The 22,609-nt window shown below is 70.2% G+C and carries 20 protein-coding genes and 1 tRNA gene; 16 read left to right on the top strand and 5 right to left on the bottom strand.

The window, feature by feature from the left end; genetic code table 11:
• The first annotated feature begins 3 nt into the window (after positions 1 to 3).
• Genes nuoH through ASG88_RS11610 form a run of 8 tightly spaced genes read left to right on the top strand, consistent with a single transcriptional unit; the run spans position 4 to position 9,238 of the window.
• Entirely contained in the window at positions 4 to 1,425 is a 1,422-nt protein-coding gene (gene nuoH, locus ASG88_RS11575) for an NADH-quinone oxidoreductase subunit NuoH (RefSeq protein ID WP_200956435.1), read from the top strand.
• Positions 1,422 to 2,009, top strand: coding sequence for an NADH-quinone oxidoreductase subunit NuoI (nuoI, locus tag ASG88_RS11580; RefSeq protein ID WP_056887581.1), 588 nt, complete (start codon positions 1,422 to 1,424; stop codon positions 2,007 to 2,009). Before nuoH ends, nuoI begins: the two co-directional genes overlap by 4 nt.
• Positions 2,009 to 2,848: an NADH-quinone oxidoreductase subunit J gene (locus ASG88_RS11585; RefSeq protein WP_082600310.1), complete on the top strand. Its 840-nt coding sequence runs from the start codon at positions 2,009 to 2,011 to the stop codon at positions 2,846 to 2,848. Before nuoI ends, ASG88_RS11585 begins: the two co-directional genes overlap by 1 nt.
• Positions 2,845 to 3,141 (top strand): NADH-quinone oxidoreductase subunit NuoK, encoded by a 297-nt coding sequence (gene nuoK / locus ASG88_RS11590; protein ID WP_056887582.1) that lies wholly within the window; start codon positions 2,845 to 2,847, stop codon positions 3,139 to 3,141. The genes ASG88_RS11585 and nuoK overlap by 4 nt, the downstream gene beginning before the upstream one ends.
• A gap of 10 nt (positions 3,142 to 3,151) precedes the next feature.
• On the top strand, positions 3,152 to 5,110 hold the full coding sequence (gene nuoL, locus ASG88_RS11595; protein ID WP_414858637.1) for an NADH-quinone oxidoreductase subunit L: 1,959 nt from the start codon (positions 3,152 to 3,154) through the stop codon (positions 5,108 to 5,110).
• On the top strand, positions 5,107 to 6,645 hold the full coding sequence (locus ASG88_RS11600) for an NADH-quinone oxidoreductase subunit M (RefSeq protein WP_056887583.1): 1,539 nt from the start codon (positions 5,107 to 5,109) through the stop codon (positions 6,643 to 6,645). Before nuoL ends, ASG88_RS11600 begins: the two co-directional genes overlap by 4 nt.
• Positions 6,642 to 8,234, top strand: a complete 1,593-nt coding sequence (gene nuoN, locus ASG88_RS11605; RefSeq protein WP_056887584.1) for an NADH-quinone oxidoreductase subunit NuoN — start codon at positions 6,642 to 6,644, stop codon at positions 8,232 to 8,234. Before ASG88_RS11600 ends, nuoN begins: the two co-directional genes overlap by 4 nt.
• The gene (locus tag ASG88_RS11610) at positions 8,231 to 9,238 is read left to right on the top strand and encodes a polyprenyl synthetase family protein (protein WP_056887585.1); all 1,008 of its coding nucleotides are present in this window, start codon (positions 8,231 to 8,233) and stop codon (positions 9,236 to 9,238) included. The genes nuoN and ASG88_RS11610 overlap by 4 nt, the downstream gene beginning before the upstream one ends.
• 119 nt (positions 9,239 to 9,357) lie before the next feature.
• On the opposite strand, the gene rarD is transcribed toward ASG88_RS11610, so the two are convergent.
• A complete protein-coding gene (gene rarD, locus ASG88_RS11615) occupies positions 9,358 to 10,266 on the bottom strand; it encodes an EamA family transporter RarD (protein ID WP_056887586.1) in 909 nt (302 codons plus the stop codon).
• A 143-nt stretch (positions 10,267 to 10,409) separates the two neighbouring features.
• Here rarD and ASG88_RS11620 point away from each other — a divergent pair, with 143 nt between their 5' ends.
• Complete coding sequence (locus ASG88_RS11620; protein WP_056887587.1) at positions 10,410 to 10,829, top strand: hypothetical protein; 420 nt, start codon at positions 10,410 to 10,412, stop codon at positions 10,827 to 10,829.
• An 81-nt stretch (positions 10,830 to 10,910) separates the two neighbouring features.
• On the opposite strand, the gene ASG88_RS11625 is transcribed toward ASG88_RS11620, so the two are convergent.
• Positions 10,911 to 12,014, bottom strand: a complete 1,104-nt coding sequence (locus tag ASG88_RS11625) for a 2-oxoacid:ferredoxin oxidoreductase subunit beta (RefSeq protein WP_056887588.1) — start codon at positions 12,012 to 12,014, stop codon at positions 10,911 to 10,913.
• On the bottom strand, positions 12,011 to 13,948 hold the full coding sequence (locus ASG88_RS11630; RefSeq protein ID WP_056887589.1) for a 2-oxoacid:acceptor oxidoreductase subunit alpha: 1,938 nt from the start codon (positions 13,946 to 13,948) through the stop codon (positions 12,011 to 12,013). The genes ASG88_RS11625 and ASG88_RS11630 overlap by 4 nt, the downstream gene beginning before the upstream one ends.
• Before the next feature lie 213 nt (positions 13,949 to 14,161).
• Between ASG88_RS11630 and ASG88_RS11635 the strand changes: the two genes are divergently transcribed.
• The 5 genes from ASG88_RS11635 to ASG88_RS11655 all read left to right on the top strand — a co-directional run bounded on the left by ASG88_RS11635 (position 14,162) and on the right by ASG88_RS11655 (position 18,687).
• On the top strand, positions 14,162 to 15,205 hold the full coding sequence (locus tag ASG88_RS11635) for a sulfate ABC transporter substrate-binding protein (protein WP_056887590.1): 1,044 nt from the start codon (positions 14,162 to 14,164) through the stop codon (positions 15,203 to 15,205).
• A gap of 4 nt (positions 15,206 to 15,209) precedes the next feature.
• Positions 15,210 to 16,061, top strand: coding sequence for a sulfate ABC transporter permease subunit CysT (gene cysT / locus ASG88_RS11640; protein ID WP_056887591.1), 852 nt, complete (start codon positions 15,210 to 15,212; stop codon positions 16,059 to 16,061).
• The gene (locus ASG88_RS11645) at positions 16,054 to 16,926 is read left to right on the top strand and encodes a sulfate ABC transporter permease (protein WP_082600312.1); all 873 of its coding nucleotides are present in this window, start codon (positions 16,054 to 16,056) and stop codon (positions 16,924 to 16,926) included. The genes cysT and ASG88_RS11645 overlap by 8 nt, the downstream gene beginning before the upstream one ends.
• Before the next feature lie 43 nt (positions 16,927 to 16,969).
• The gene (locus tag ASG88_RS11650) at positions 16,970 to 17,953 is read left to right on the top strand and encodes a sulfate/molybdate ABC transporter ATP-binding protein (protein ID WP_056887592.1); all 984 of its coding nucleotides are present in this window, start codon (positions 16,970 to 16,972) and stop codon (positions 17,951 to 17,953) included.
• A 104-nt stretch (positions 17,954 to 18,057) separates the two neighbouring features.
• Positions 18,058 to 18,687 (top strand): B12-binding domain-containing protein, encoded by a 630-nt coding sequence (locus ASG88_RS11655; RefSeq protein WP_235534841.1) that lies wholly within the window; start codon positions 18,058 to 18,060, stop codon positions 18,685 to 18,687.
• 350 nt (positions 18,688 to 19,037) lie between these two features.
• Here ASG88_RS11655 and ASG88_RS11660 read toward each other — a convergent pair whose 3' ends face one another.
• Positions 19,038 to 19,529: a YajQ family cyclic di-GMP-binding protein gene (locus ASG88_RS11660; RefSeq protein WP_056887594.1), complete on the bottom strand. Its 492-nt coding sequence runs from the start codon at positions 19,527 to 19,529 to the stop codon at positions 19,038 to 19,040.
• Positions 19,530 to 19,606: 77 nt separating this feature from the next.
• On the opposite strand from ASG88_RS11660, the gene ASG88_RS11665 reads away from it, so the two are divergent.
• Positions 19,607 to 19,689, top strand: a tRNA-Tyr gene (locus tag ASG88_RS11665).
• A 51-nt stretch (positions 19,690 to 19,740) separates the two neighbouring features.
• Here the strand turns inward: ASG88_RS11665 and ASG88_RS11670 are convergent.
• Positions 19,741 to 21,156, bottom strand: a complete 1,416-nt coding sequence (locus tag ASG88_RS11670) for a tannase/feruloyl esterase family alpha/beta hydrolase (protein WP_082600314.1) — start codon at positions 21,154 to 21,156, stop codon at positions 19,741 to 19,743.
• 100 nt (positions 21,157 to 21,256) lie between these two features.
• On the opposite strand from ASG88_RS11670, the gene ASG88_RS11675 reads away from it, so the two are divergent.
• Positions 21,257 to 22,594, top strand: coding sequence for an MFS transporter (locus tag ASG88_RS11675; protein WP_157559694.1), 1,338 nt, complete (start codon positions 21,257 to 21,259; stop codon positions 22,592 to 22,594).
• Positions 22,595 to 22,609 lie beyond the last annotated feature (15 nt).

The following is a 22,609-nucleotide window of genomic DNA, read 5'->3' on the forward strand; positions in this document are numbered from 1 at the left end:
CAGGTGGTCACCCTCGCGGCGGAGACGCCGCAGGGCGACGGGCTCGAGGCCTTCGGGCAGGACCCGTGGTGGCTCGTCCTCGTCAAGGCGCTGCTGATCTTCGTGGTCCTGGTGCTGCTGACGCTCTTCAACATCTGGTGGGAGCGCCGGGTCGTGGCCCGGATGCAGCACCGCATCGGCCCCAACGTCAACGGCCCCTTCGGCCTGCTCCAGTCGCTCGCCGACGGCGTCAAGCTGGCGCTCAAGGAGGACCTGATCCCCAAGGCCGCCGACAAGGTGGTCTTCCTGCTGGCGCCGGTCCTGGCCGTCATCCCGGCGTTCGTCACCTTCTCGGTGATCCCGTTCGGTCCCGAGGTGGGACTGCCGTTCTCCGACCGCACCACCCCGCTCCAGCTGACCGACATGCCCGTCGCCGTGCTCTTCGTGATGGCCATCGCCTCGATCGGCATCTACGGCATCGTGCTGGGTGGCTGGTCCTCCGGCTCGACGTACTCCCTCCTCGGCGGCCTGCGCTCGAGCGCGCAGATGATCTCCTACGAGGTCGCGATGGGCCTCGCGCTCGTCGCGGTGTTCCTCTACTCCGGCTCGATGTCGACGTCGGAGATCGTGGCCGCCCAGAACCCCGAGCCCGACTACTGGCTCGGCGTCATCCCGATCCCCACCTGGTACGCCCTGATCCTGCTGCCGTCGTTCGTGATCTACGTGATCGCGATGATCGGCGAGACCAACCGCGCCCCCTTCGACCTCCCCGAGGCCGAGGGCGAGCTCGTCGGCGGGTTCCACACCGAGTACTCCAGCCTCAAGTTCGCGCTGTTCTTCCTCGCCGAGTACATCAACATGGCGACCGTGGCCGCGCTGGCCACCACCTTGTTCCTGGGCGGCTGGCACGCCCCGTGGCCGATCATCCAGATCTGGGAGGGCGCCGACTCCGGCTACTGGCCCCTGCTCTGGTTCTTCGGCAAGGTGCTGCTCTTCATCTTCATGTTCATCTGGCTGCGCGGCTCGTTGCCGCGGCTGCGCTACGACCAGTTCATGGCGTTCGGCTGGAAGCGCCTCATCCCGATCTCGCTGCTGTGGATCGTCGCGGTCGCGACCATCCGGGTGATGACCCTGGAGGGCGGCATCAACCGCGACTACCTCCTCGGCGCCGCGGGTGTCCTGCTGGTGCTGTTCCTGGTGCTGTTCTTCGTCGGCGACAGCGACTCCGGGGACGACGAGGCCGAGGGCCCCGCCGACCGGGAGCCGGTCGACGCCTTCGCCGGGGGCTTCCCCGTCCCGCCGATGCCCGCCGGTGGTGCGGTCCGCGGTGCGGCCGCCCCGCTGACCTTCGCCGATCGCCGTACGACGGTGTCGGGCACCTCGAGCACGTCCGACGCCGACGACGCGTCCACCTCCGGGACCGCGTCGCAGGAGGAGAAGTCATGAGTGAGTCCAAGGGCTTCAAGGAGCAGTTCTGGGACCCGGTCGCCGGTTTCGGCGTCACGTTCCGGACCATGTTCAAGAAAGTCGTCACCGAGCAGTACCCCTTCGAGAAGATGCCGACGGCGCCGCGCTTCCACGGCCGGCACCAGCTCAACCGCTGGCCCGACGGCCTCGAGAAGTGCATCGGCTGCGAGCTGTGCGCCTGGGCGTGCCCGGCCGACGCGATCTACGTCGAGGGCGGCTCCAACAGCGACGGTCCCGACGGCGAGCGCTTCAGCCCCGGCGAGCGCTACGGCCGCGTCTACCAGATCAACTACCTGCGTTGCATCCTCTGCGGGCTCTGCATCGAGGCCTGCCCGACGCGTGCGCTGACGATGACCAACGAGTACGAGCTGGCCGACACCAACCGCGCCGACCTCATCTACGAGAAGTCCGACCTGCTGGCGCCGCTGCTGCCCGGCATGGAGCAGCCGCCGCACCCGATGCGCCTCGGCGACGACGAGGGCGACTACTACCGAGGGACCTACGGGGCCCCCACAGACCTGGTGACCGACCGGACCACGACCGCGGGGGAGGGGAGCCACTGATGGCCTTCTGGATCCTGGCCCCGATCATGGTCGTGGCCGCGCTCGGCATCCTGTTCGTCCGCAAGGCCGTGCACGCCGCCCTGCTGCTCGCCGTGGTGATGATCAGCCTCGCCGTGCTGTACGCCGTCCTCGACGCGCCGTTCCTCTTCGCCGTGCAGATCATCGTCTACACCGGCGCCATCTTGATGCTGTTCCTCTTCGTGCTGATGCTGGTCGGCGTCGACGCCTCCGACTCGGTGGTGGAGACGATCCGCGGCCAGCGGGCGATGGCGACCGTGCTGGGCCTCCTGCTCGGCCTGGTGCTCGTCACCGGCTTCTCCCAGATCGCGCTCGGCACCGCCGTCGGCCTCGACGAGGCCAACGAGGGCGGCAACATCCAGCAGCTCGCCAACGTCCTGTTCAGCCGCTACGTCTTCGCCTTCGAGGCCACCAGCGCGCTGCTGATCACCGCGGCCATGGGCGCGATGGTGCTCGCCCACCGCGAGCGCCTCACCCCCAAGGCCACGCAGTCCTCGCTCGCCGCGCAGCGGATGCGCGACTACGCCGAGACCGGCAAGCACCTCGGTCCGCTGCCCTCGCCCGGTGTCTACGCCCGCCACAACGCGGTCGACACCCCGGCGCTGCTGCCCGACGGCACCGCCTCCGAGCTGTCGGTCTCCCGCGTGCTGGCCGCGCGGGGCACGGTGCGCTCCGCGCCGGCGTTCGCCGACGACATCGACGAGGTACGCCGCCAGCTGGCCGCCGGTCGCAGCGACGCGACCGCCGACCCCGACCGGATGCCCGAGCAGGGCGGCAAGGACGGCGCCCCGGCGACCACCGAGGAGGACGTCCCCCGATGACGAATGAATACATCGTGCTGTCCGCGATCCTTTTCACCATCGGCTGCGTGGGGGTGCTGACCCGACGCAACGCCATCGTGGTCTTCATGTGCGTCGAGCTGATGCTCAACGCCTGCAACCTCGCCCTGGTGACCTTCGCCAAGCAGCACGGCAACCTCGACGGGCAGATCGCCGCCTTCTTCGTGATGGTGGTGGCCGCGGCCGAGGTCGTCATCGGACTGGCGATCATCATGACCATCTTCCGCACGCGACGCTCGGCCTCCGTCGACGACGCCAGCCTGCTGAAGTACTGAGGACCTGACTGTGAACCTCCAGACCATCGTGCTCGCCGCCGAGGGCGGCGCCATCCCGGTCGTGCACCCGGTGGACGCCGACGGCGTCTTCTCGCTCCTGTGGCTGATCATCGCGCTGCCGCTCGCGGGAGCCGTCGTGCTGCTGCTCGGCGGCGCCCTGGCCCCGCGGGCCCTCGACCGGGTCGGCCACTGGCTCGGCACGGCCACCGTCGCCGGGTCCTTCGGCCTCAGCCTGGCGATGTTCGTCTCGCTGCTGGGCCGCTCCGAGGAGGAGCGCCAGGTCGGGCAGCACCTCTACACCTGGTTCGAGGTCGGTGGCCTCGACGTGGGCATGGACCTGCTCTACGACCCGCTGTCGGCGCTCTTCCTGCTGCTCATCACCGGGGTCGGTGCGCTGATCCACGTCTACTCGATCGGCTACATGGAGCACGACGCCCGCCGGCGCCGCTTCTTCGGCTACCTCAACCTCTTCGTCGCGGCGATGCTGGTGCTGGTCCTCTCGGCCAACTACCTCGGCGTCTTCCTCGGCTGGGAGGGCGTGGGCCTCGCGTCGTACCTCCTGATCGGCTTCTGGCAGCACAAGCACTCCGCGGCCGCGGCCGCCAAGAAGGCCTTCGTCATCAACCGTGTCGGTGACATCGGCCTCTCGCTGGCCGTCGCCCTCATGTTCACGACCTTCGGCACCACCGACTTCGCCGCGATCAGCGAGGCCACCGGGGACGCCTCGCAGGGCACGCTCAACGCCCTCGGCCTGCTGCTGCTGCTCGCCGCCTGCGGCAAGTCGGCCCAGGTGCCGCTGCAGGCCTGGCTGCTCGACGCGATGGAGGGCCCGACCCCTGTCTCGGCCCTCATCCACGCGGCCACCATGGTGACCGCGGGCGTCTACCTCGTCGTCCGGTCCAACTTCATCTACGACCTGACGCCGACGGCACAGACCGCGGTGGTCGTCGTCGCGACCGTCACGCTGCTCTGGGGTGCGGTGATCGGCTGTGCCAAGGACGACATCAAGAAGGCGCTCGCCGGCTCCACGATGAGCCAGATCGGCTACATGATGCTCGCCGCCGGTCTCGGCCCCGCCGGCTACCCGTTCGCGATCTTCCACCTGCTCACCCACGGCTTCTTCAAGGCCAACATGTTCCTCGGGGCCGGATCGGTCATGCACGGGATGAACGACGACGTCGACATGCGCCACTACGGCGGCCTGTCGAAGTACATGCCGGTCACCTACCTGACGTTCGCGATGGGCTACCTCGCGATCATCGGCTTCCCGGGCTTCTCGGGCTTCTGGTCCAAGGACAAGATCATCGAGACCGCGCTCGCGGAGAACCTCGTGGTCGGACTGTGCGCCCTGCTGGGCGCCGGCATCACCGGCTTCTACATGACCCGGTTGATGCTGATGACCTTCCTCGGCGAGAAGCGGTGGGAGCAGGGCGTGCACCCGCACGAGTCGCCGCGCCTGATGACCGTCCCGCTGATCGTGCTGGCGGCCCTCTCGGTCCTCGGCGGGGTGCTGATCCTGAACGACTTCATCGTCGACTTCCTCGCCCCCGTCACCGGGGTCGCGGAGCACCACGAGCCCCCGCTCGCACCGATCGTCATCACCCTCATCGTGACGCTCGTCGTCGCCGCGGGTGTCGCCGCCGCCTGGTTCCTGGTCGGCAAGCGCGACGTCCCGCGCGAGGCCCCGCAGGACGTCTCCTTCGCCACCCGCGCCGCTCGCGCCGACGTCTACGGCGACGCGATCAACGAGGGGCTGGTCGTCCAGCCGGGCCGCCGCCTGGTCGGGTGTCTCGCGACCTTCGACCGGGTGGGTGTCGACGGGGTCGTCGAGGGCGGCTCCGCGGCCGTCGGCGGCATGTCCGGCGTGCTCCGCCGCGTCCAGAACGGATTCGTACGCTCCTATGCCCTGTCCCTGCTCGGCGGCGCCCTGCTCGTCGTCCTTGCCCTGCTGGCGGTGAACCTGGCATGAACGACCTTCCTGTCCTCACGATCCTGATCGCGCTGCCCCTCGTGGGCGCGCTCGTCACGGCGTTCCTCCCGGCCGCCACCGCACGCCTGGCAGGCCTCGGCTTCGCCGGCGCCACGCTGGTGTGGGCCGTGGTCGCCGCGCTCACGTCGTACTCCCTCGACGGCGGCATGCAGCTGACCGAGACCCACACGTGGATCGAGGCGCTCGGCGTCCACTACGCGCTCGGCGTCGACGGCCTCGGCCTGCTGATGGTGCTGCTCACCACGGTGCTCGTCCCGATCGTGCTCGTCGCGTCGTGGCACGAGGCCGACGCCCCGGGCAACGGCGGCAGCCGGGCGTTCGTCGCCTGGGTGCTGGCGCTCGAGGCGATGTCGCTGGCCGTCTTCACCGCCACCGACGTGTTCCTGTTCTACGTCGTCTTCGAGGCCACCCTGATCCCGGCCTACTTCCTCATCGGCGGCTTCGGCCGCGAGGGACGCGGTCGGGCGGCCACGAAGTTCCTGATCTACCAGCTCGCCGGCGGTCTGGTGATGCTCGCCTCGGTCATCGGCCTGTACGTCGTCTCGGCCGACTCCGGCCGTCCGAGCTTCCTGCTCACCGACCTCGCCGCGCTCGACATCGACCCGGTCACGCAGCGCTGGATCTTCCTCGGCTTCTTCATCGCCTTCGCGATCAAGGCCCCGATGTTCCCGGTGCACACCTGGCTGGCCGACACGACCGAGCGCGCGACGACGGGCACCTCGGTGCTGCTGGTCTGCGTGCTCGACAAGATCGGCACCTTCGGGATGCTGCGCTTCTGCCTCGGGCTGCTGCCCGACGCCTCGCAGTGGGCCACCCCGGTGGTGGTCGTGCTGGCGCTCATCTCGATCGTGTACGGCGCACTGGTCGCGATCGGGCAGGACGACATCCTCCGCCTGATCGGCCTCACCTCGCTGAGCCACTTCGGCTTCATCGTGCTGGGCATCTTCGTGTTCAGCAGCCAGGGCGGCTCCGGCGCGATCCTCTACATGGTCAACCACGGCATAGCGACCGCCGCGCTCTTCCTGGTGGCGGGCTACCTGGTCCAGCGTCGGGGCACGGCCTCGATCCGGGCCATGGGCGGCGGCATCGAGAAGGGCGCCCCCGTCCTGGCGGGCATCTTCCTGATCTCCGGCCTGGCCGCCTGCGGCCTGCCCGGCCTCTCGCCGTTCGTCTCCGAGATGCTGGTGATCATCGCCGCCTTCCAGCACGCCTGGTGGGCCGGTGCCGTCGCGGTGACCGCGATCGTGCTCGCCGCGATCTACGTCCTGTGGCTCTACCAGCGCACGATGACCGGCCCCGAGCAGGTGGAGGTCAAGGACCTCGACCGGCGCGAGGTCGGCACGCTGGCGCCGCTCATGCTGGCGCTGGTGCTCTTCGGCTTCTTCCCGATGCCGCTGCTCGACGTGATCAACCCCAACGTCGAGGACACCCTGACCCAGGTCGGTGTCACCGACGAACCCCCGACCGTGGGCTCAGCCGATGGTGCGGCCAGCTCGCAGGGAGGCCACGAGTGAACGAGTTCATCAAGCCGACAGTCGAGTACTTCGAGCTCTGGCCGCTGCTCGTCGTCTTCGGCGTCGCCTGCCTCGGCGTGGTCGTGGAGGCGTTCGCGCCCCGATCGGCCCGCTACCTCGCCCAGGTGCTGCTGGCCCTCGGTGGCCTCGGTGCGGCCCTGGTGGGCGTGGTGCTCATCGCCCGCGACAGCGAGGTCTACGCCGACGGTGCCGCCCGCGGCGTCCTGGCCATGTCCGGCACCATCGCGGTCGACGGCCCGACGCTGTTCATCTGGGGCCTCGTCCTGGTGCTCGCCATCGCCGGCACCCTGCTCTTCGCGGAGCGCCACCTCGACGGCGGCGTCTCGGCGTTCGCCGGCCAGGCGGCCGCGCTGCCGGGCACCGAGGCCGAGCGCGAGGCGTCGACCCGCGGGCTCGACCACACCGAGGTCTACCCGCTGCTGATGTTCGCGGTCTTCGGGATGATGCTCTTCCCGGCGGCCAACGACCTGCTCACCATGTTCGTGGGCCTCGAGGTGCTCTCCCTGCCCCTCTACCTCCTCACCGGGCTGGCGCGCCGTCGCCGCCTGCTGAGCCAGGAGGCCGCGCTCAAGTACTTCCTGCTGGGTGCCTTCTCGAGCGGCTTCTTCCTGTACGGCGTCGCGCTGGTCTACGGCTACGCCGGCTCCATGCAGTTCGCCGAGATCAACGAGGCCGTCCGCAACGACACGGCCAACCAGTCGCTGCTGCTCATCGGCATCGGCATGTTGTCGGTCGGCCTGTTCTTCAAGGTCGGTGCCGCGCCGTTCCAGGCCTGGACGCCCGACGTCTACCAAGGCGCTCCGACCCCGGTCACGGCCTTCATGGCCGCCGGCACCAAGGTCGCCGCGTTCGGGGCGATGCTGCGCCTCTTCTACGTCGCCTTCGGCGCGGACCGCTGGTCGTGGCAGCCGATGATGTGGGTCATCGCGATCCTCACCATGCTGGTCGGCGCCGTGCTGGCCGTCACCCAGACCGACGTCAAGCGCCTGCTGGCCTACTCCTCGGTCGCGCACACCGGCTTCCTGCTCACCGGCGTCCTCGGCGTCCAGCAGACCTCGGCCCTGGCCGACGGTGAGCTGACCGCCCTGCAGGCGGTGCTGTTCTACCTCGCGACGTACGGCTTCGCGACCCTCGGCGCCTTCGCCGTGGTCAGCCTGGTCCGGGACTCGGGTGGTGAGGCCACCGCGCTGTCGCGCTGGGCCGGGCTGGGCAAGGAGTCGCCGATCGTGGCCGGCGTCTTCGCCTTCTTCCTGCTGGCGATGGCGGGGATCCCGCTCACCTCCGGCTTCGTCGGCAAGCTCGCCGTCTTCTCCGTGGCCCTGGCGGCCGGGGCGTGGCCGGTCGTGATCGCGGCCGTGGTGGCCAGCGTGATCGCCGCGTTCCTCTACATCCGCGTCATCAAGGCGATGTACTTCGACGAGCCCGTCGGCGACGGTCCCACCGTGGCCTACCCGAGCGTCCTGACGGCCACGACGATCGCCCTCGGGGCGGCGGTGACGCTGATGCTGGGCATCCTTCCGGGCCCGCTGCTCGACCTCGCGGCCCTTGCGGGAGAATTCATCAGGTGAGCACCCCTTCCGCGCCGGCGCTGGCGCTCCCCGTCGTGGACGAGGCCCTGGCCCGTCGCCTCTCCGCGCGGCTCGAGGTCGTCGAGGAGATGCTCGTCGGGCACACCCGCGCGCGGACGGCGTACGTGTCGGACGCGGCCGGCCACCTGATGCGCTCGGGTGGCAAGCGCTTCCGCCCGCTGCTGGTGCTGCTGGCCGCCGAGGCGGGGGCCACCCCCGAGGCGGAGGAGGTGCTGGCCGCGGCCTGCGTGGTCGAGCTGACCCACGTCGCGTCGCTCTACCACGACGACGTGATGGACGAGGCGGCCCTGCGCCGCGGCGCCGACACGGCCAACGCGCGGTGGGACAACCACGTCGCGATCCTCACCGGCGACTTCCTCTTCGGCAAGTCCTCCGAGGTCACCGCCCAGCTCGGCCCCGAGGCCGTGCTCATCCAGTCCCGGACCTTCACCGAGCTGGTCGAGGGACAGATCCTCGAGACCGTCGAGCCCGGTCCCGATGAGGACCCGCTCGCCCACTACCTCGAGGTCGTCGCCGGCAAGACCGGCTCCCTCATCGCCACGTCCGCCGAGTACGGCGCGATGTTCGGCGGTGCCTCGTCCGAGGTGCGGACCGCGCTGCGCGGGTACGGCGAGATCGTGGGCGCGGCCTTCCAGCTCTCCGACGACATCCTCGACGTCGCCTCCGAGTCGGTCGAGTCGGGCAAGACGCCCGGCACGGACCTGCGCGAGGGCGTCCCGACCCTGCCGGTGCTGATGGCGCGCGCCTCCGCGGACCCGGCCGACGCCCGTCTGCTCGAGCTGCTCGACACCGACCTGACCGACGACGACCTGCACGCCGAGGCGCTGGACCTGCTGCGCAAGCACCCGGCCATGGACCAGGCCCGCGGCTACGTCCTCGCCGAGTCGGAGCGCGCCAAGGCGCTGCTCACCGTGCTCGACCCGGGTCCCGTCCGGACCGCGCTGGAGTCCTTCGCCGACATCGTGGCCAACCGCTCCTCCTGACACCGGCGCCTGGCGGCCGTGGAGGGGTGGCACCGGGTTTCGGCACGCCGGTCGCGACCTCGTTCTCGGTCGCGCGGCTCGCTCAACCACCATCAGCGGATCTGCTGGCGCGGCTCCGCTCAACAGGCAGAGGCCTCGGTCACGAGACGCAGCTGCCGGCGCCGGTGGTTGATCGCCTCGACGGTGAAGATGACCAGGGCCACCCAGACCAGGCCGAAGCCGAACCACCGTCCGGGGGGCATGTCCTCCTGGAAGAGCAGCACCCCGAGCGCGAACTGGATGACCGGCGCGAGGTACTGCAGGAGACCCAGCACCACCAGCGGCACCCGGATCGCCGCGGCACCGAAGCACAGCAGCGGGATGGCGGTGACCACGCCGGTGGTGAGGAAGAGCAGGGCGTGGCCCAGGCCCTCGGACCCCATGCTGGAGGCGCCGGTGAGGACCAGCCACGCGACGTACAGGCCCGCGAGCGGCGCGAGGACGGCGGTCTCGATGGTGAGGCTGACGACGGCGTCCACGTTGGCCTGCTTCTTGGCCAACCCGTAGGAGCCGAAGGAGAACGCCAGCACCAGTGCGACGTACGGCAACCGCCCGTAGTCGAGGGTCAGCACCACCACGGCCAGGGTCGCGATCCCCACGGCGACCCACTGCAGCCGGCGCAGCCGCTCGCCGAGGATGAAGACGCCCATGAGCACCGTGACGAGCGGGTTGATGAAGTAGCCCAGCGAGGTCTCCACGACCCGGCCGTTGTTGACCCCCCAGATGTACGCCGCCCAGTTGAACGAGATGACCACCGCGGCGAAGGTCAGGATCCGGAAGGCCCGGCGGTCGCGGACGACCGCCATGACCTCCGGCGTACGCCGCATCAGCGCGACGACCAGCGCCATCGTGACGGCCGACCACAGCACCCGGTGGGCGAGGATCTCGACCGCCCCGGCCGGCTCGAGCAGCGGCCAGTAGAGGGGGAAGGCTCCCCACAGGGAGTACGCCGCCACCCCGAGGAGGAAGCCGCGACGGGATTCCTGCACGGACCTGACCCTAGTGGCGTCATGACCTAGGATTCGGCTGGTCTCGAAACCGTGTGGTGCACTGCGCACCGCAGCACGGGTGCCCGCTCGAGCTCCACGCGGGCACCACCTGACAACACACGATCGTCCAAGGGGGACACATCATGCGGATCTTCCGCACCGTGGCAACCGGCCTGCTGGCCACGCTCGTCGGCCTCGGGGTCGCCGTCGCCGGCCCGACCACCGCGAGCAACGCCGCCGCGAAGCCCGAGCGCATCCTCACCGAGGTGCCGCCGGACGGGCACCAGGTGGCCTACAACGCCTTCCGCCTCAAGGGCAAGGTCCTCAACCCGCAGGCCGACGGCACCACCGTGCCCTTCCAGGGCAAGGTGATGCTGACCAAGAAGGCCTGCAAGACCTGCAAGTTCAAGACCGTCCGCAAGGTCAAGGTCAACGACAAGGGCGTCTTCAAGACCCGCCTCACCGTGCCCGCGCGGGGCCGCTGGGTCTGGCGCGTCAAGGTGAAGAGCAACTCCACCTACAAGACCACCCTCGGCGAGAAGTGGACGCTCTTCTTCGACTGAGTCGAGACTCCACCACGACCAACGACCCGGCGCATCGCGCCGGGTCGTTCGTCGTCGGAGGTGCGTGTGCGCCCGGACGGGTCAGACGACGGTCCAGGTGTCGCCGCCACCGATGAGCGCCGACAGGCGTGCCTGCGGGTCGTCCTCGGAGTCGCCGCGGGCGGTCGTGAGCTGGGCGCGCGCCTGGTCGTCGTACGTCGCCCGCTCGACCTGGCGGAAGATGCCGATCGGCGACTGGTTGAGGTAGCCGGAGTCGGTGAGCCGGCTGATCGCGAAGGCGGTCGACGGGTCGTCGTGGTGGGCGTCGTGGACCAGGATGTCGGCGTCGTCGACGTCGGCGGCCTCCACGACGAGGACGCCTCCGCCGGCGGTGTCGCGCACCAGGGCCTTGGAGCCCAGACCGGACTCGAGCGGTGCGCCGAAGCGGATCTGCTCACCGTGGACGAGCGGGATGATCGCGTCGGCCTTGGTGTTGGGGTTCTTGATCGCGTCGAAGGCGCCGTCGTTGAAGATCGGGCAGTTCTGGTAGATCTCGACCAGCGACGTGCCACGGTGCGCGGCGGCCGCGGCGAGGACCGCGGTGAGGTGCTTGCGGTCGGAGTCGATGGTGCGGGCCACGAACGACGCCTCGGCGCCGAGGGCCAAGGAGACCGGGTTGAAGGGGTGGTCGACCGATCCCATCGGGGTCGACTTGGTGACCTTGCCGGGCTCGGAGGTGGGGGAGTACTGGCCCTTGGTGAGGCCGTAGATCCGGTTGTTGAAGAGCAGGATCGTCATGTTGACGTTGCGGCGCAGCGCGTGGATGAGGTGGTTGCCGCCGATCGACAGCGCGTCGCCGTCACCGGTGACGACCCAGACCGACAGGTCCTCGCGGGCGGTGGCGATGCCGGTCGCGATCGACGGCGCACGGCCGTGGATCGAGTGCATGCCATAGGTGTCGAGGTAGTAGGGGAAGCGGGAGGAGCAGCCGATGCCGGAGACGAAGACGATGTTCTCGCGGCGCAGGCCGAGGTCGGGCAGGAAGGACTGGACGGCCTTGAGCACGGCGTAGTCGCCGCAGCCGGGGCACCAGCGCACCTCCTGGTCGGAGGTGAAGTCCTTGCCGGTCTGCGTCTCGCCCGCGTCGATCGTCGGAACGCCGTCGGTGCCGGACCTCAGCCCGGGCAGGCCAAGCTCGGTGGTCATGACTTGTCGTCCTCTCCGGTGGGGCCGTCGATGCCGGCCGCTGCGTTGACGGGGGTGAGGTCGACCTCGATGCCCTCCGCCTCGGCGACGAGGCCGCCGATGACGTCGGCCAGCACGGCGGCCTTGAGCGGCAGGCCGCGGACCTCGTTGTAGCCGACGACGTCGACGAGGTACTTCGCGCGCAGCAGCAGGGAGAGCTGCCCGAGGTTCATCTCGGGGACCAGCACCTTGTCGTAGCGGGCGAGCACCTCACCGAGGTCCTTCGGGAAGGGGTTGAGGTGGCGCAGGTGGGCCTGCGCGACCTGGTAGCCGGCCTTGCGCACGCGGCGTACGCCGGCGCCGATGGGGCCGTAGGTCGAGCCCCACCCGAGCACGAGCACCTTGGCCCCGCCGTCGGGGTCGTCGACCTCGAGCGGCGGCAGCGAGTCGGCGATGCGGTCGACCTTGGCCTGGCGGGTGCGGACCATGAAGTCGTGGTTGGCGGGGTCGTAGGAGATGTTGCCGTGGCCGTCGCCCTTCTCGAGCCCGCCGATGCGGTGCTCGAGACCGGGCGTGCCGGGGATCGCCCACGGTCGCGCGAGGGTCTCGGCGTCGCGCTCGTAGGGCCAGAACTCGGCGTCGTCGCCCTCGCCGTGGTTGCGGGTGGTGGCGAAGTCCGGGTCGATGACGGGCATCTCGGAGACCTCGGGGATGCGCCACGGCTCGGAGCCGTTGGCCAGGTAGCCGTCGGAGAGCAACATCACCGGCGTGCGGTAGGTGATGGCGATGCGGGCGGCCTCGAGGGCGGCGTCGAAGCAGTCGCCGGGGGACTGGGGCGCGACGATCGGCACCGGGGCCTCGCCGTTGCGGCCGAACATCGCCTGCAGCAGGTCGGCCTGCTCGGTCTTGGTCGGCAGTCCGGTGGAGGGGCCGCCGCGCTGCACGTCGATGACCAGCAGAGGCAGCTCGGTCATCACGGCGAGGCCGATCGCCTCGGACTTGAGCGCGATGCCCGGCCCGGAGGTGGTGGTCACGCCGAGGTGTCCGGCGAAGGACGCGCCGATGGCGGCACCGACGCCGGCGATCTCGTCCTCGGCCTGGAAGGTCGTGACACCGAACGACTTGTGCTTGCTGAGCTCGTGGAGGATGTCGGAGGCCGGGGTGATCGGGTAGGAGCCGAGGAAGACCTGGAGGCCCGACTGGACGCCCCCGGCGACGAGGCCGTAGGCCAGCGCGAGGTTGCCGGTGATGTTGCGGTAGGTGCCCGCGGCCATCGGGGCGGGCTTGACCTCGTAGCGGACGATGAAGGTCTCGGTGGTCTCGCCGAAGTTCCAGCCCGCCTTGAACGCCGTCACGTTGGCGTCGCGGATGTCGGGGACCCGGGCGAAGCGGCGCTCGAGGAACGAGATCGTCGACTCGGTGGGGCGGCCGTACATCCACGACAGCAGGCCGAGGGCGAACATGTTCTTGGCGCGGGCGGCGTCCTTGCGGGACAGCCCGAACTCCTTGACCGCCGCGACCGTCATGCCGGTCAGGTCGATCTGGTGCACCGCGAACTCCGCGAGGCCGTCGCCGTCGAGCGGGTTGGCGTCGTAACCGGCCTTGGCGAGGTTGCGTGCCGTGAAGTCGTGGGTGTCCACGATGATCGTCGCGCCGACGGGCAGGTCGCCGAGGTTGGCGCGCAGGGCGGCGGGGTTCATCGCCACGAGCACGTCGGGGGCGTCGCCGGCCGTCAGGATGTCGTGGTCGGCGAAGTGCACCTGGAACGACGAGACGCCCGGGAGCGTGCCCTGGGGGGCGCGGATCTCGGCGGGGAAGTTGGGCAGCGTCACCAGGTCGTTGCCGAAGACGGCCGACTCCTGGGTGAAGCGGTCCCCCGTCAGCTGCATGCCGTCGCCGGAGTCGCCGGCGAACCGGATGATCACCCGATCGAGCTGCTTGACCTGCTTGGTCACGGCCTTGTCACCTCTATGCCTCACTGCCTGATGTCCGGCCGCCCACTGTAGTCGGGAGGCCCGACGGGGCCGGCCGGATGCCGCTGCGTGGACCGGTGCGGCGGGTGACACGCGACACGTGCAGACCAGTCGTCCCAATCTCTCTTAAGTCATGTAGTCTGCGCGACATTAGTCAGTAACTGTCCATCTCGGGACATTCGAAAGAGAGCTCACATGTCCATCCCCAGCAAGACCTCCCGGCGGCTGGTCGCCGCTTCACTCACCGGGATGCTGGCCCTGTCCGCGTGCGCGCCCGGCGCCAGCAGCAGTGACGCCGACGCGGAGGAGACGATCAGCATCGTCGGGTTCGCCGTCCCCGAGGCCGCCAACAAGAACCTCGCCGCCGAGTTCAAGCAGACCCCCGAGGGCCAAGGCGTCGCGTTCCAGACGTCGTACGGCGCCTCCGGTGACCAGAGCCGCGCCGTCGTGGCGGGCCTCGAGGCGGACTACGTCCACTTCTCGGTGCCGCCGGACGTCACGCGCCTCGAGGACGAGGGCCTGGTCGACGCGAGCTGGGACGACGGGGAGAACAAGGGCATCGTCTCCCACTCCGTGGTCGTCTTCGGCGTCCGTGACGGCAACCCCAAGAACATCCAGACCTGGGCCGACCTGGTCAAGCCCGGCGTCGAGATCGTCACGGCCAACCCGGCGTCGTCCGGCGCGGCCCGCTGGAACGCGCTGGCCGCCTACGGACAGGTCATCAGCGACGGTGGCACCGAGGAGGAGGCCACCGAGTACGTCGACAAGTTCTTCAAGAACGTCGTCGCGCTCCCCGGCAGCGGTCGCGACGCCACCACGGCGTTCCTCGGCGGCACCGGCGACGTGCTGATGGCCTACGAGAACGAGGCCATCCTGGCCGCGCAGAACGACGAGCCCTTCGAGTACATCCTCCCGGAGACCTCGCTGCTGATCGAGAACGCCGGCGCCATCCTGAAGGACGCCTCCGCGCCGTCGCAGGACTGGCTCGACTTCGTGCTCTCCGACGAGGGCCAGGTGCAGTTCGCCCTCACCGGCTTCCGCCCGATCCGCGACGACGTCGACTACGGCGGCACCGTGGAGGGTGCGAAGGACCCGTCGAACCCCTTCCCCGAGGTCCCCACCCTGCTGACGGTGGACGAGGACTTCGGCGGCTGGGACGAGGCCTCCACGAAGTTCTTCGACGAGGAGAACGGCATCGTCTTCGAGGCCATCCTCGGCGCCGGTCTCTCCCTCGAATGACCTCATGACCTCCATCGAGATCTCACGCGTCCGACCGGCGAGGACTCCTCGCCGGTCGGGTCCGCGTTCCACCCTCACGCGGTCGTCGGGCATCGGGCTCGGCATCGCCATGATCTGGTTCAGTGCGCTGGTCCTGATCCCCCTGGCCTGCGTCGTCGTCACGGCGATCGACGGCGGCTGGGAAGCCTTCTGGAGCGCGATCACCAACGGGCAGACCACCGCCGCGATCAAGCTCACCGTCTTCACCGCCCTGGGCGTGACCGCGGTCAACGTCGTCATGGGTCCGCTCATCGCCTGGGTGCTGGTGCGTGACCGCTTCTGGGGCAAGTCGGTGCTCGAGGTGCTGATCGACATCCCCTTCGCGCTGCCGACGATCGTGGCCGGCCTCGTGCTGCTGTCGCTCTACGGCAACGCGGACAGTCCCCTGGGCGTCGACATCGCCAACTCCCGGCCGGCCGTCTTCCTGGCCTTCCTCTTCGTGACGTTGCCGTTCGTGGTCCGCATGGTCCAGCCGGTGCTGGAGGAGCTCGACCAGGACGTCGAGGAGGCCGCCGCGTCACTCGGCGCGAGCCGGTTCACCACGTTCCGACGGGTGGTCCTGCCGAGCCTTGCCCCGGCCATCGCCGCGGGCGCCGCGCTGTCCTTCGCCCGTGGTGTCAGCGAGTACGGCTCGCTCGTGCTGCTGTCGGGCAACCTCCCGTTCCAGACCGAGGTCACCTCCGTGCGGATCCTGAGCAGCATCGAGAACGACAACGTGGCCGCGGCCGCGGCCGTCGCCACGGTGCTCCTGATGATCTCGCTGGCCGTGATCGTGCTCCTCGACGTGATCCAGAGGCGGGTGGCTGCCCGTGGCTGACACGCTGGTCCACGACGTCGCCGCTCCGCCACCGGTGGAGACGTCGCGGCGACCCCCTCGCGTCCGCAAGACCCCGACGACCTACGTCCTGCGCCTCGTCGCCACGGCGTACCTGTTCTTCCTCGTCGCCTGGCCGGTGTCCCTGGTCGCCACGAACACCTTCGAGGACGGTCTCGGCTCGATCCGCGCGCTCCTCGAGGACCCCGACATCGTCGTCGCCCTCCAGCTGAGCGTGTACGTCGCGTTCTTCTCGGTCGTGATCAACACGGTGTTCGGCGTGGGGATGTCCCTGCTGCTCGTGCGCTACGAGTTCCCGGGGAAGCGGCTGCTCAACGCACTGCTCGACCTGCCGCTGTCGGTGTCGCCCATCGTGGTCGGGCTCGCGCTCGTCCTCGCCTACGGCGGTCGCAACGGGTGGCTCGGTCCCACCCTGGCCGGGTGGGGGCTCGACATCATCTTCTCCACCCCCGGCATCATCATGGCGACCACCTTCGTGGCCCTGCCGCTGATGATCCGCGAGATCGTGCCGGTGCTGGAAGAGGTCGGCATCGAGCAGGAGCAGGCGGCCCAGAGTCTGGGGGCCAGCGGGCTGCAGTGCTTCCGGCGCATCACGCTGCCGTCCATCAAGTGGGGCATCGTCTACGGGGTCGTGCTGACCCTGGCCCGCTCGCTCGGGGAGTTCGGCGCGGTCAAGGTGGTCTCGGGCAACGTGCTCGGCCAGACCCGCACCGCCACCCTCGTGGTCGAGGAGAAGTACCTCAACTTCGACCAGCAGGCTGCCTACGCGACCGCGTTCCTCCTGGCCATGGTGTCCGTGGCCTGCATCGTCATCGTCGCCATCATCCGACCCAAGAACCACGCGTGAGAGCGATGTCCTTCCCCAGACGCACTGCCAGAAAGGTCCACCCATGAGCATCGAGGTCTCAGGCCTGAACAAGACGTTCGGCGACTTCGTCGCCCTGGACGACGTCAACGTCTCCATCCCGACGGGTCGGCTGACGGCCCTCCTCGGCCCCAGCGGCGGTGGCAAGTCCACCCTCCTGCGCATCATCGCCGGCCTGGAGACGGCCGACACGGGCTCGGTCACGATCGAGGGGATCGAGTCCACGCACCTGCCCGCGCAGAAGCGCAACGTCGGGTTCGTGTTCCAGCACTACGCGGTCTTCAAGCACATGACCGTGGCCAAGAACGTCGCGTTCGGGCTGGAGATCCGCAAGAAGAGCAAGGCCGAGGTGGCCGCACGCGTCGACGAGCTGCTCGCGCTCGTGCACCTGTCGCAGTTCGCCCACCGGCTGCCCTCGCAGCTCTCCGGCGGTCAGCGGCAGCGCATGGCGCTCGCGCGTGCCCTCGCGGTCGAGCCGAGTGTCCTGCTGCTGGACGAGCCGTTCGGTGCGCTCGACGCCAAGGTGCGCAAGGAGCTCCGGGAGTGGCTGCGTCGCCTGCACGACGAGGTGCACGTGACCACGATCTTCGTGACCCACGACCAGGAGGAGGCGCTCGAGGTCGCCGACGAGATCGTGGTGATCAACGAGGGTCGCGTCGAGCAGGTGGGCACCCCCGACCAGCTGTACGACGACCCGGCCAACGACTTCGTGATGGGCTTCCTCGGCGAGGTGACCCACCTCGCCGGGACCGCGGTCCGGCCCCACGACATCGACGTCGCCACGTCCCCGCTGTTCGCCGGCGCCGTCGAGGGCACCGTCGCCCGGATGGTGCGGGTCGGCTTCGAGGTGCGCCTCGTCGTTCTGACCGTGGCCGGCGAGGAGGTGTCGGTCGTCCTCACCCGCACGCACGCCCGGTCGCTGGGGATCGAGGAGGGAGCGACGGTCTGGCTGACCGTCACGGCCGGCGCGACCGTCGTACCGTCCATGCGGCCCTCCCTGGCGGGCTGAGCCGGACTGGACCGACGTCACCCATTCAGGTGAATCCCCGGTGGTGGGCCCGGCTCCCGGGCCGCCGCGGGGGATCCTGCGGCTATCGTGCGCTGGTGAAGGTGATGGATCCGTTGGGTGAGCTCTGGGTGGGCATCGAGGCCTTCGACGAGGAGGCCGCCGACCGCGCGCTCGTCGGACTCCTCTGGGACGTCCCGCTCAGCGAGGCCCTCACCCGCGTGGTGATCCCGTTCCTCGCCCAGCTCGGGGACCGCTGGGAGGACGGCTCGCTGTCGGTCGCGCACGAGCACTTCGCGAGCAACCTCCTGCGCCGACGGCTCTCCGCCCTGGCCCACCAGCACGAGGTGCTGCCCGTGCCGGGGGTGCGGCGTCCCCGGGTGCTGCTCGCCTGCCCGCCGGGGGAGCGGCACGACCTGATGCTCCTGTGCTTCTCGCTGCTGCTCGGCGAGCGGGGCTGGCGCACCCTCTTCCTGGGGGCCGACACCCCCGTCACCGCGCTCGTCAGCGCGGCGCGGAGCGTCGGCGCCGACGCGGTCGTGCTCGCGGCCACCCGGCCCACCGCCCTGACTGCGCACAGCACCTCGCTGGCGAAGCTGGCCCAGGACCACCCCGTCTACATCGCCGGTCGCGGCGCCGACGAGGAGGTCGCCCGGGTGGTCGGCGGCCGGCTGCTGCCGCGGGACCTGGTCGAGGCGCTCGAGCACCTCGGTCCGCGCGAGACCGCCCCGGCCTAGTCACCTCGCCGTCCGGTGCCGGGGGGCGTCCTACCCAGCTGCGCTAGTCCAAATGGGGTATAGCCGCGCAAAGACGTCCCGTCGACGCCCGCGTCGACGAGGCTTGCCGGAGTACCAGGGCAACCCAGGGGGGAGCGGAGACGCGGGGTTGCACCAGTGTCCCTCCGCCGGACCTTCCCGAGAGGTGCGGCGGGGCGACACCGATCCTCGGGCACCCGGGTCGGGAGGGGTGTCCAGCCGCCTCGGCGGCACAGTGTGGTGAGGGTGTCGCGTCCGGCGACGTGCCTCCGGCCCCCCGGAGGAATCGCCGGCCGCGACACCGACCGCGAGGGCGCCCGCCGCGGCGGGTCTCAGCGGTAGTTGGTGAACTGCACCGCGAAGTCGTAGTCCTGCGCCTTCACGAGCGCCTGCACGGCCTGCAGGTCGTCGCGCTTCTTCGACGACACCCGCAGCTCGTCGCCCTGCACCTGCGCCTTGACCCCCTTGGGGCCCTCGTCGCGGATCAGCTTGCCGATCTTCTTGGCGTCCTCGGAGGTGATGCCCTCCTTGAGCGCGATGGAGATCTTGGACTGCTGGCCCGAGGCGCGGGGTTCGGAGGCGTCGAGGATCTTGAGGCTCTGGTTGCGCTTGATGAGCTTGTCCTTGAACACGTCGAGCACCGCGGTGGCGCGGTCGTCGGCCGAGGCCGTGATCTCGATGGCCTGCTCGCCCTGCCACTCGATGGTGGCGCCCGTGCCCTTGAAGTCGAAGCGGGTCGCGATCTCCCGCGCCGCCTGTCCGAGGGCGTTGTCCACCTCCTGACGGTCCAGCTTGCTCACGATGTCGAAGCTCGAGTCGGCCATGGGTCCCTCCGGTTTCTCCTGTGCGTCGGACAGACGCTATCCTCTCTTGCTGTCGATCCCCACAGGGGTGACGCATTGGCAGATTGCCCGAGCGGCCAATGGGAGCGGACTGTAAATCCGTCGGCTTACGCCTTCGAAGGTTCGAATCCTTCATCTGCCACACACGAACGGCCGGACCCGCAGGGTCCGGCCGTTCTGCGTCTTCCGAGCCTCAGAGCTCGCAGGTGCCGAGCAGGTCGCCCCCGGCGGGCCGCGGTCGGAACCCGTCGGGCGGTGGGGCGACCCCGTCCTCCACCCACGCGGTCAGCAGGTCGAAGGCGTCCCGGGCGCAGGGGAGGAGCGGCCGGAGCCGGTCCGGGTACGCCGGGTAGAGGCCGTCGGTGTGGGTGCCGTCCTCGACGAGGTAGTAGCGGTGCAGGCGACCGCTGCCCGCCTCGTCGACCAGGGCGTCGTACACGTCGGAGTCGACGGCGGGCGGCAGGAGGGTGTCGAGGGAGCCGTGCACGGTGATCATCGGGCGGCGGATCCGGCCGGTCAGCGACACCGAGCGCACGGCGTCCTTCACCGACTCCGGGCGCGAGGCGTAGTCGTAGTCCGCGTCGCACGAGGGCGTCCCGCTCGCGCAGAACGGGATCCCGGCGTCGAGCGCGCCGTCCCACGTCGGGTCGAGCTCCTCGCGGTAGATCCGCTGGGTGAGGTCCCAGTAGTAGGAGTGGTGGAACGCCCACAGGAACTCCGAGCCGGGCGCGAAGCCGGCAGCGATGATCGCGTCGTGGGCCGCCTGGTCGCCGGTCGCGGCGTACGCCGGGTAGTTCTTCAGCGCGGTCGGCAGGAAGGTGAGCATGTTCGGTCCCTCCGCGCGGAAGAGGGTGCCCTCCCAGTCCAGGCCGCCGTCGAAGAGCTGCGGGTTGTTCTCCAGCTGCCAGCGGGTGAGGTAGCCGCCGTTGGAGATGCCGGCCATGTAGGTGCGGTCGGCCTGCGCGCCGTACGCCTGGCGGACGACGCGCTTCGTCGCCCGGGTGAGCTCGGTGACCCGGCGGTGCCACTCGCGGATCGAGCCGCCGGGCGAGGAGCCGTCGCGGTAGAACGCCGGCCCGGTGTTGCCCTTGTCGGTGGACGCGAACGCGTAGCCCTTGCTGAGCACCCAGTCGCCGATGATGAAGTCGTTGGCGTACTGGCCGCGCACGCCGGGGGCGCCGGTCACCACGATCCCGCCGTTCCACTCCTCGGGGAGGCGGATGACGAACTGGGCATCGTGGTCCCACCCGTGGTGGGTGTTGGTGGTCGAGGTGTCGGGGAAGTAGCCGTCGACCTGGATGCCGGGTACACCGCTGGGGTTGCGGGTGCCGGCCGCGTGCAGGCCGTTCCAGTCGGCCTGCACGGTGTGGCCCGAGGCGACCGTGCCGGCCGTGGTGAGGTCGTCCAGGCACGCCGACTCCTGGCGCTCGGCGCCCTTGACCACCAGGCCCGCGTGGTCGGCGCACCAGCCCGGACCCGTGGGTTCGGGGCGGCCGGCACCGGGCGCGGCCGCCCCCGGAGCGGCACCGGCGAGGGTGCCGACGAGGGCGCTGCCGGCGAGCACGACGACGGCGGTTGCCCGGGCGAGGGCGTGCGGGAGAGGTGTCATGCCGCCACTGTCGTGACCGACGTCACACGGCAGCAATGTGGCAGCCCCACACATCGGACCCCGTCGGCTGTGGCCGGCGCACGCGGGCAGACTGGGCCCCGTGAATGTGCAGGTCCACGACATCGGACGGCGACGGGCGTGGGCCATCTGGCTCGTCGCCCTCGCGGTCTACGTGCTCGCGGTCTTCCACCGCAGCTCGCTCGGCGTCGCCGGGCTGCTGGCGTCCGAGCGCTTCGACATCAACGCCACCCGGCTGGCGGCCTTCACCGTCCTCCAGCTCGTCGTGTACGCCGCGATGCAGGTGCCCGTGGGCGTGATGCTGGACCGCTTCGGGTCGCGCGCCATGCTGCTGTCCGGCCTGGCGATGATGACGGCCGGGCAGCTGTTCTTCGCGTTCACCACGTCCTTCGGCGGCGCCGTCGTGGCGCGGGCCGTGCTCGGCGCCGGCGACGCGATGGTCTTCGTGAGCGTGATCCGTCTGGTGACCGTGTGGTTCCTGGTCCGCCAGGCGCCGATGGTCACCCAGCTCACCGGGCTGGTGGGCCAGATGGGGGCGATCGCCGCGGCCGCCCCGCTCGCCTTCCTCCTCGACCGGCTCGGGTGGACGCGGGCCTTCGCGGTGGTGTCCAGCCTGGGGATCGTCCTGCTCGTCGCCGTCGCCCTCTTCGTCAAGGACTCGCCGTACCGGCGCGACCAGGTCGTCCAGGTCAAGCTGCGCGCGCTCGCGCTCTCGGTGCGGACCCTGTGGGGCAACCCCGGCACCCGGCTCGGCATGTGGTCGCACTTCACCTCCCAGTTCGCGGCGACGGTCTTCACGCTGCTGTGGGGCTACCCGTTCCTCGTGCAGGGCCTCGGCTGGTCGGAGGCGGCGGCCAGCACCCTGCTGATGGTGATGACCGCGTGGGCGGTCGTCAGCGGCCTGGTGCTGGCGAGGCTGGTCAGCCGCCTGCCCTACTGGCGCTCGTGGATCGTCATCGGCATCGTCGTGGCGATGGTGGTGCCGTGGACGGCCGTCCTGCTGTGGTCGGGACCCGCGCCGGACTGGATCGTCGTGGTGATGGCGTGCACGACCGCCACCGGCGGCCCGGCCGCGATGGTCGGCTTCGACCTCGCCCGCACCTTCACGCCGGTGCACGCCATCGGCCGCGCCAACGGCCTGGTCAACGTCGGTGGCTTCACCGCCGCTCTGCTGACGATGGCGCTGATCGGTGTCGTCCTCGACCTCGTGGAGCCCGGCGGCATGGACTCCTACACCCTCGACGACTACCGCCTCGCGCTCTCCGTGCAGTACCTCTTCTGGGGGCTCGGGGTCGTGCAGATCCTCCGCTACCGGCGCCGGGGGCTCGCCCACCTCGCTCGCGTGCACCCGGGCGCGACCGAGCAGCTGCGTGCGGGACGTCCCTTCGTGCATCCCGGCATCGGCACCGAGGGCGTCTGAGGACGGACCAATCCG

This window comes from Nocardioides sp. Soil777 (genome assembly GCF_001428425.1).
GTDB lineage: Bacteria > Actinomycetota > Actinomycetes > Propionibacteriales > Nocardioidaceae > Nocardioides > Nocardioides terrigena.

Excerpts from the sequence above, each read along its gene's own strand:
- ASG88_RS11660 (WP_056887594.1), bottom strand. The coding sequence starts at position 19,529 with ATGGCCGACTCGAGCTTCGACATCGTGAGCAAGCTGGACCGTCAGGAG.
- ASG88_RS11650 (WP_056887592.1), top strand. The coding sequence starts at position 16,970 with ATGAGCATCGAGGTCTCAGGCCTGAACAAGACGTTCGGCGACTTCGTC.
- ASG88_RS11635 (WP_056887590.1), top strand. The coding sequence starts at position 14,162 with ATGTCCATCCCCAGCAAGACCTCCCGGCGGCTGGTCGCCGCTTCACTC.
- nuoK (WP_056887582.1), top strand. The coding sequence starts at position 2,845 with ATGACGAATGAATACATCGTGCTGTCCGCGATCCTTTTCACCATCGGC.
- ASG88_RS11620 (WP_056887587.1), top strand. The coding sequence starts at position 10,410 with ATGCGGATCTTCCGCACCGTGGCAACCGGCCTGCTGGCCACGCTCGTC.
- ASG88_RS11600 (WP_056887583.1), top strand. The coding sequence starts at position 5,107 with ATGAACGACCTTCCTGTCCTCACGATCCTGATCGCGCTGCCCCTCGTG.
- ASG88_RS11670 (WP_082600314.1), bottom strand. The coding sequence starts at position 21,156 with ATGACACCTCTCCCGCACGCCCTCGCCCGGGCAACCGCCGTCGTCGTG.
- ASG88_RS11625 (WP_056887588.1), bottom strand. The coding sequence starts at position 12,014 with ATGACCACCGAGCTTGGCCTGCCCGGGCTGAGGTCCGGCACCGACGGC.
- cysT (WP_056887591.1), top strand. The coding sequence starts at position 15,210 with ATGACCTCCATCGAGATCTCACGCGTCCGACCGGCGAGGACTCCTCGC.
- ASG88_RS11585 (WP_082600310.1), top strand. The coding sequence starts at position 2,009 with ATGGCCTTCTGGATCCTGGCCCCGATCATGGTCGTGGCCGCGCTCGGC.
- ASG88_RS11655 (WP_235534841.1), top strand. The coding sequence starts at position 18,058 with ATGGATCCGTTGGGTGAGCTCTGGGTGGGCATCGAGGCCTTCGACGAG.
- nuoI (WP_056887581.1), top strand. The coding sequence starts at position 1,422 with ATGAGTGAGTCCAAGGGCTTCAAGGAGCAGTTCTGGGACCCGGTCGCC.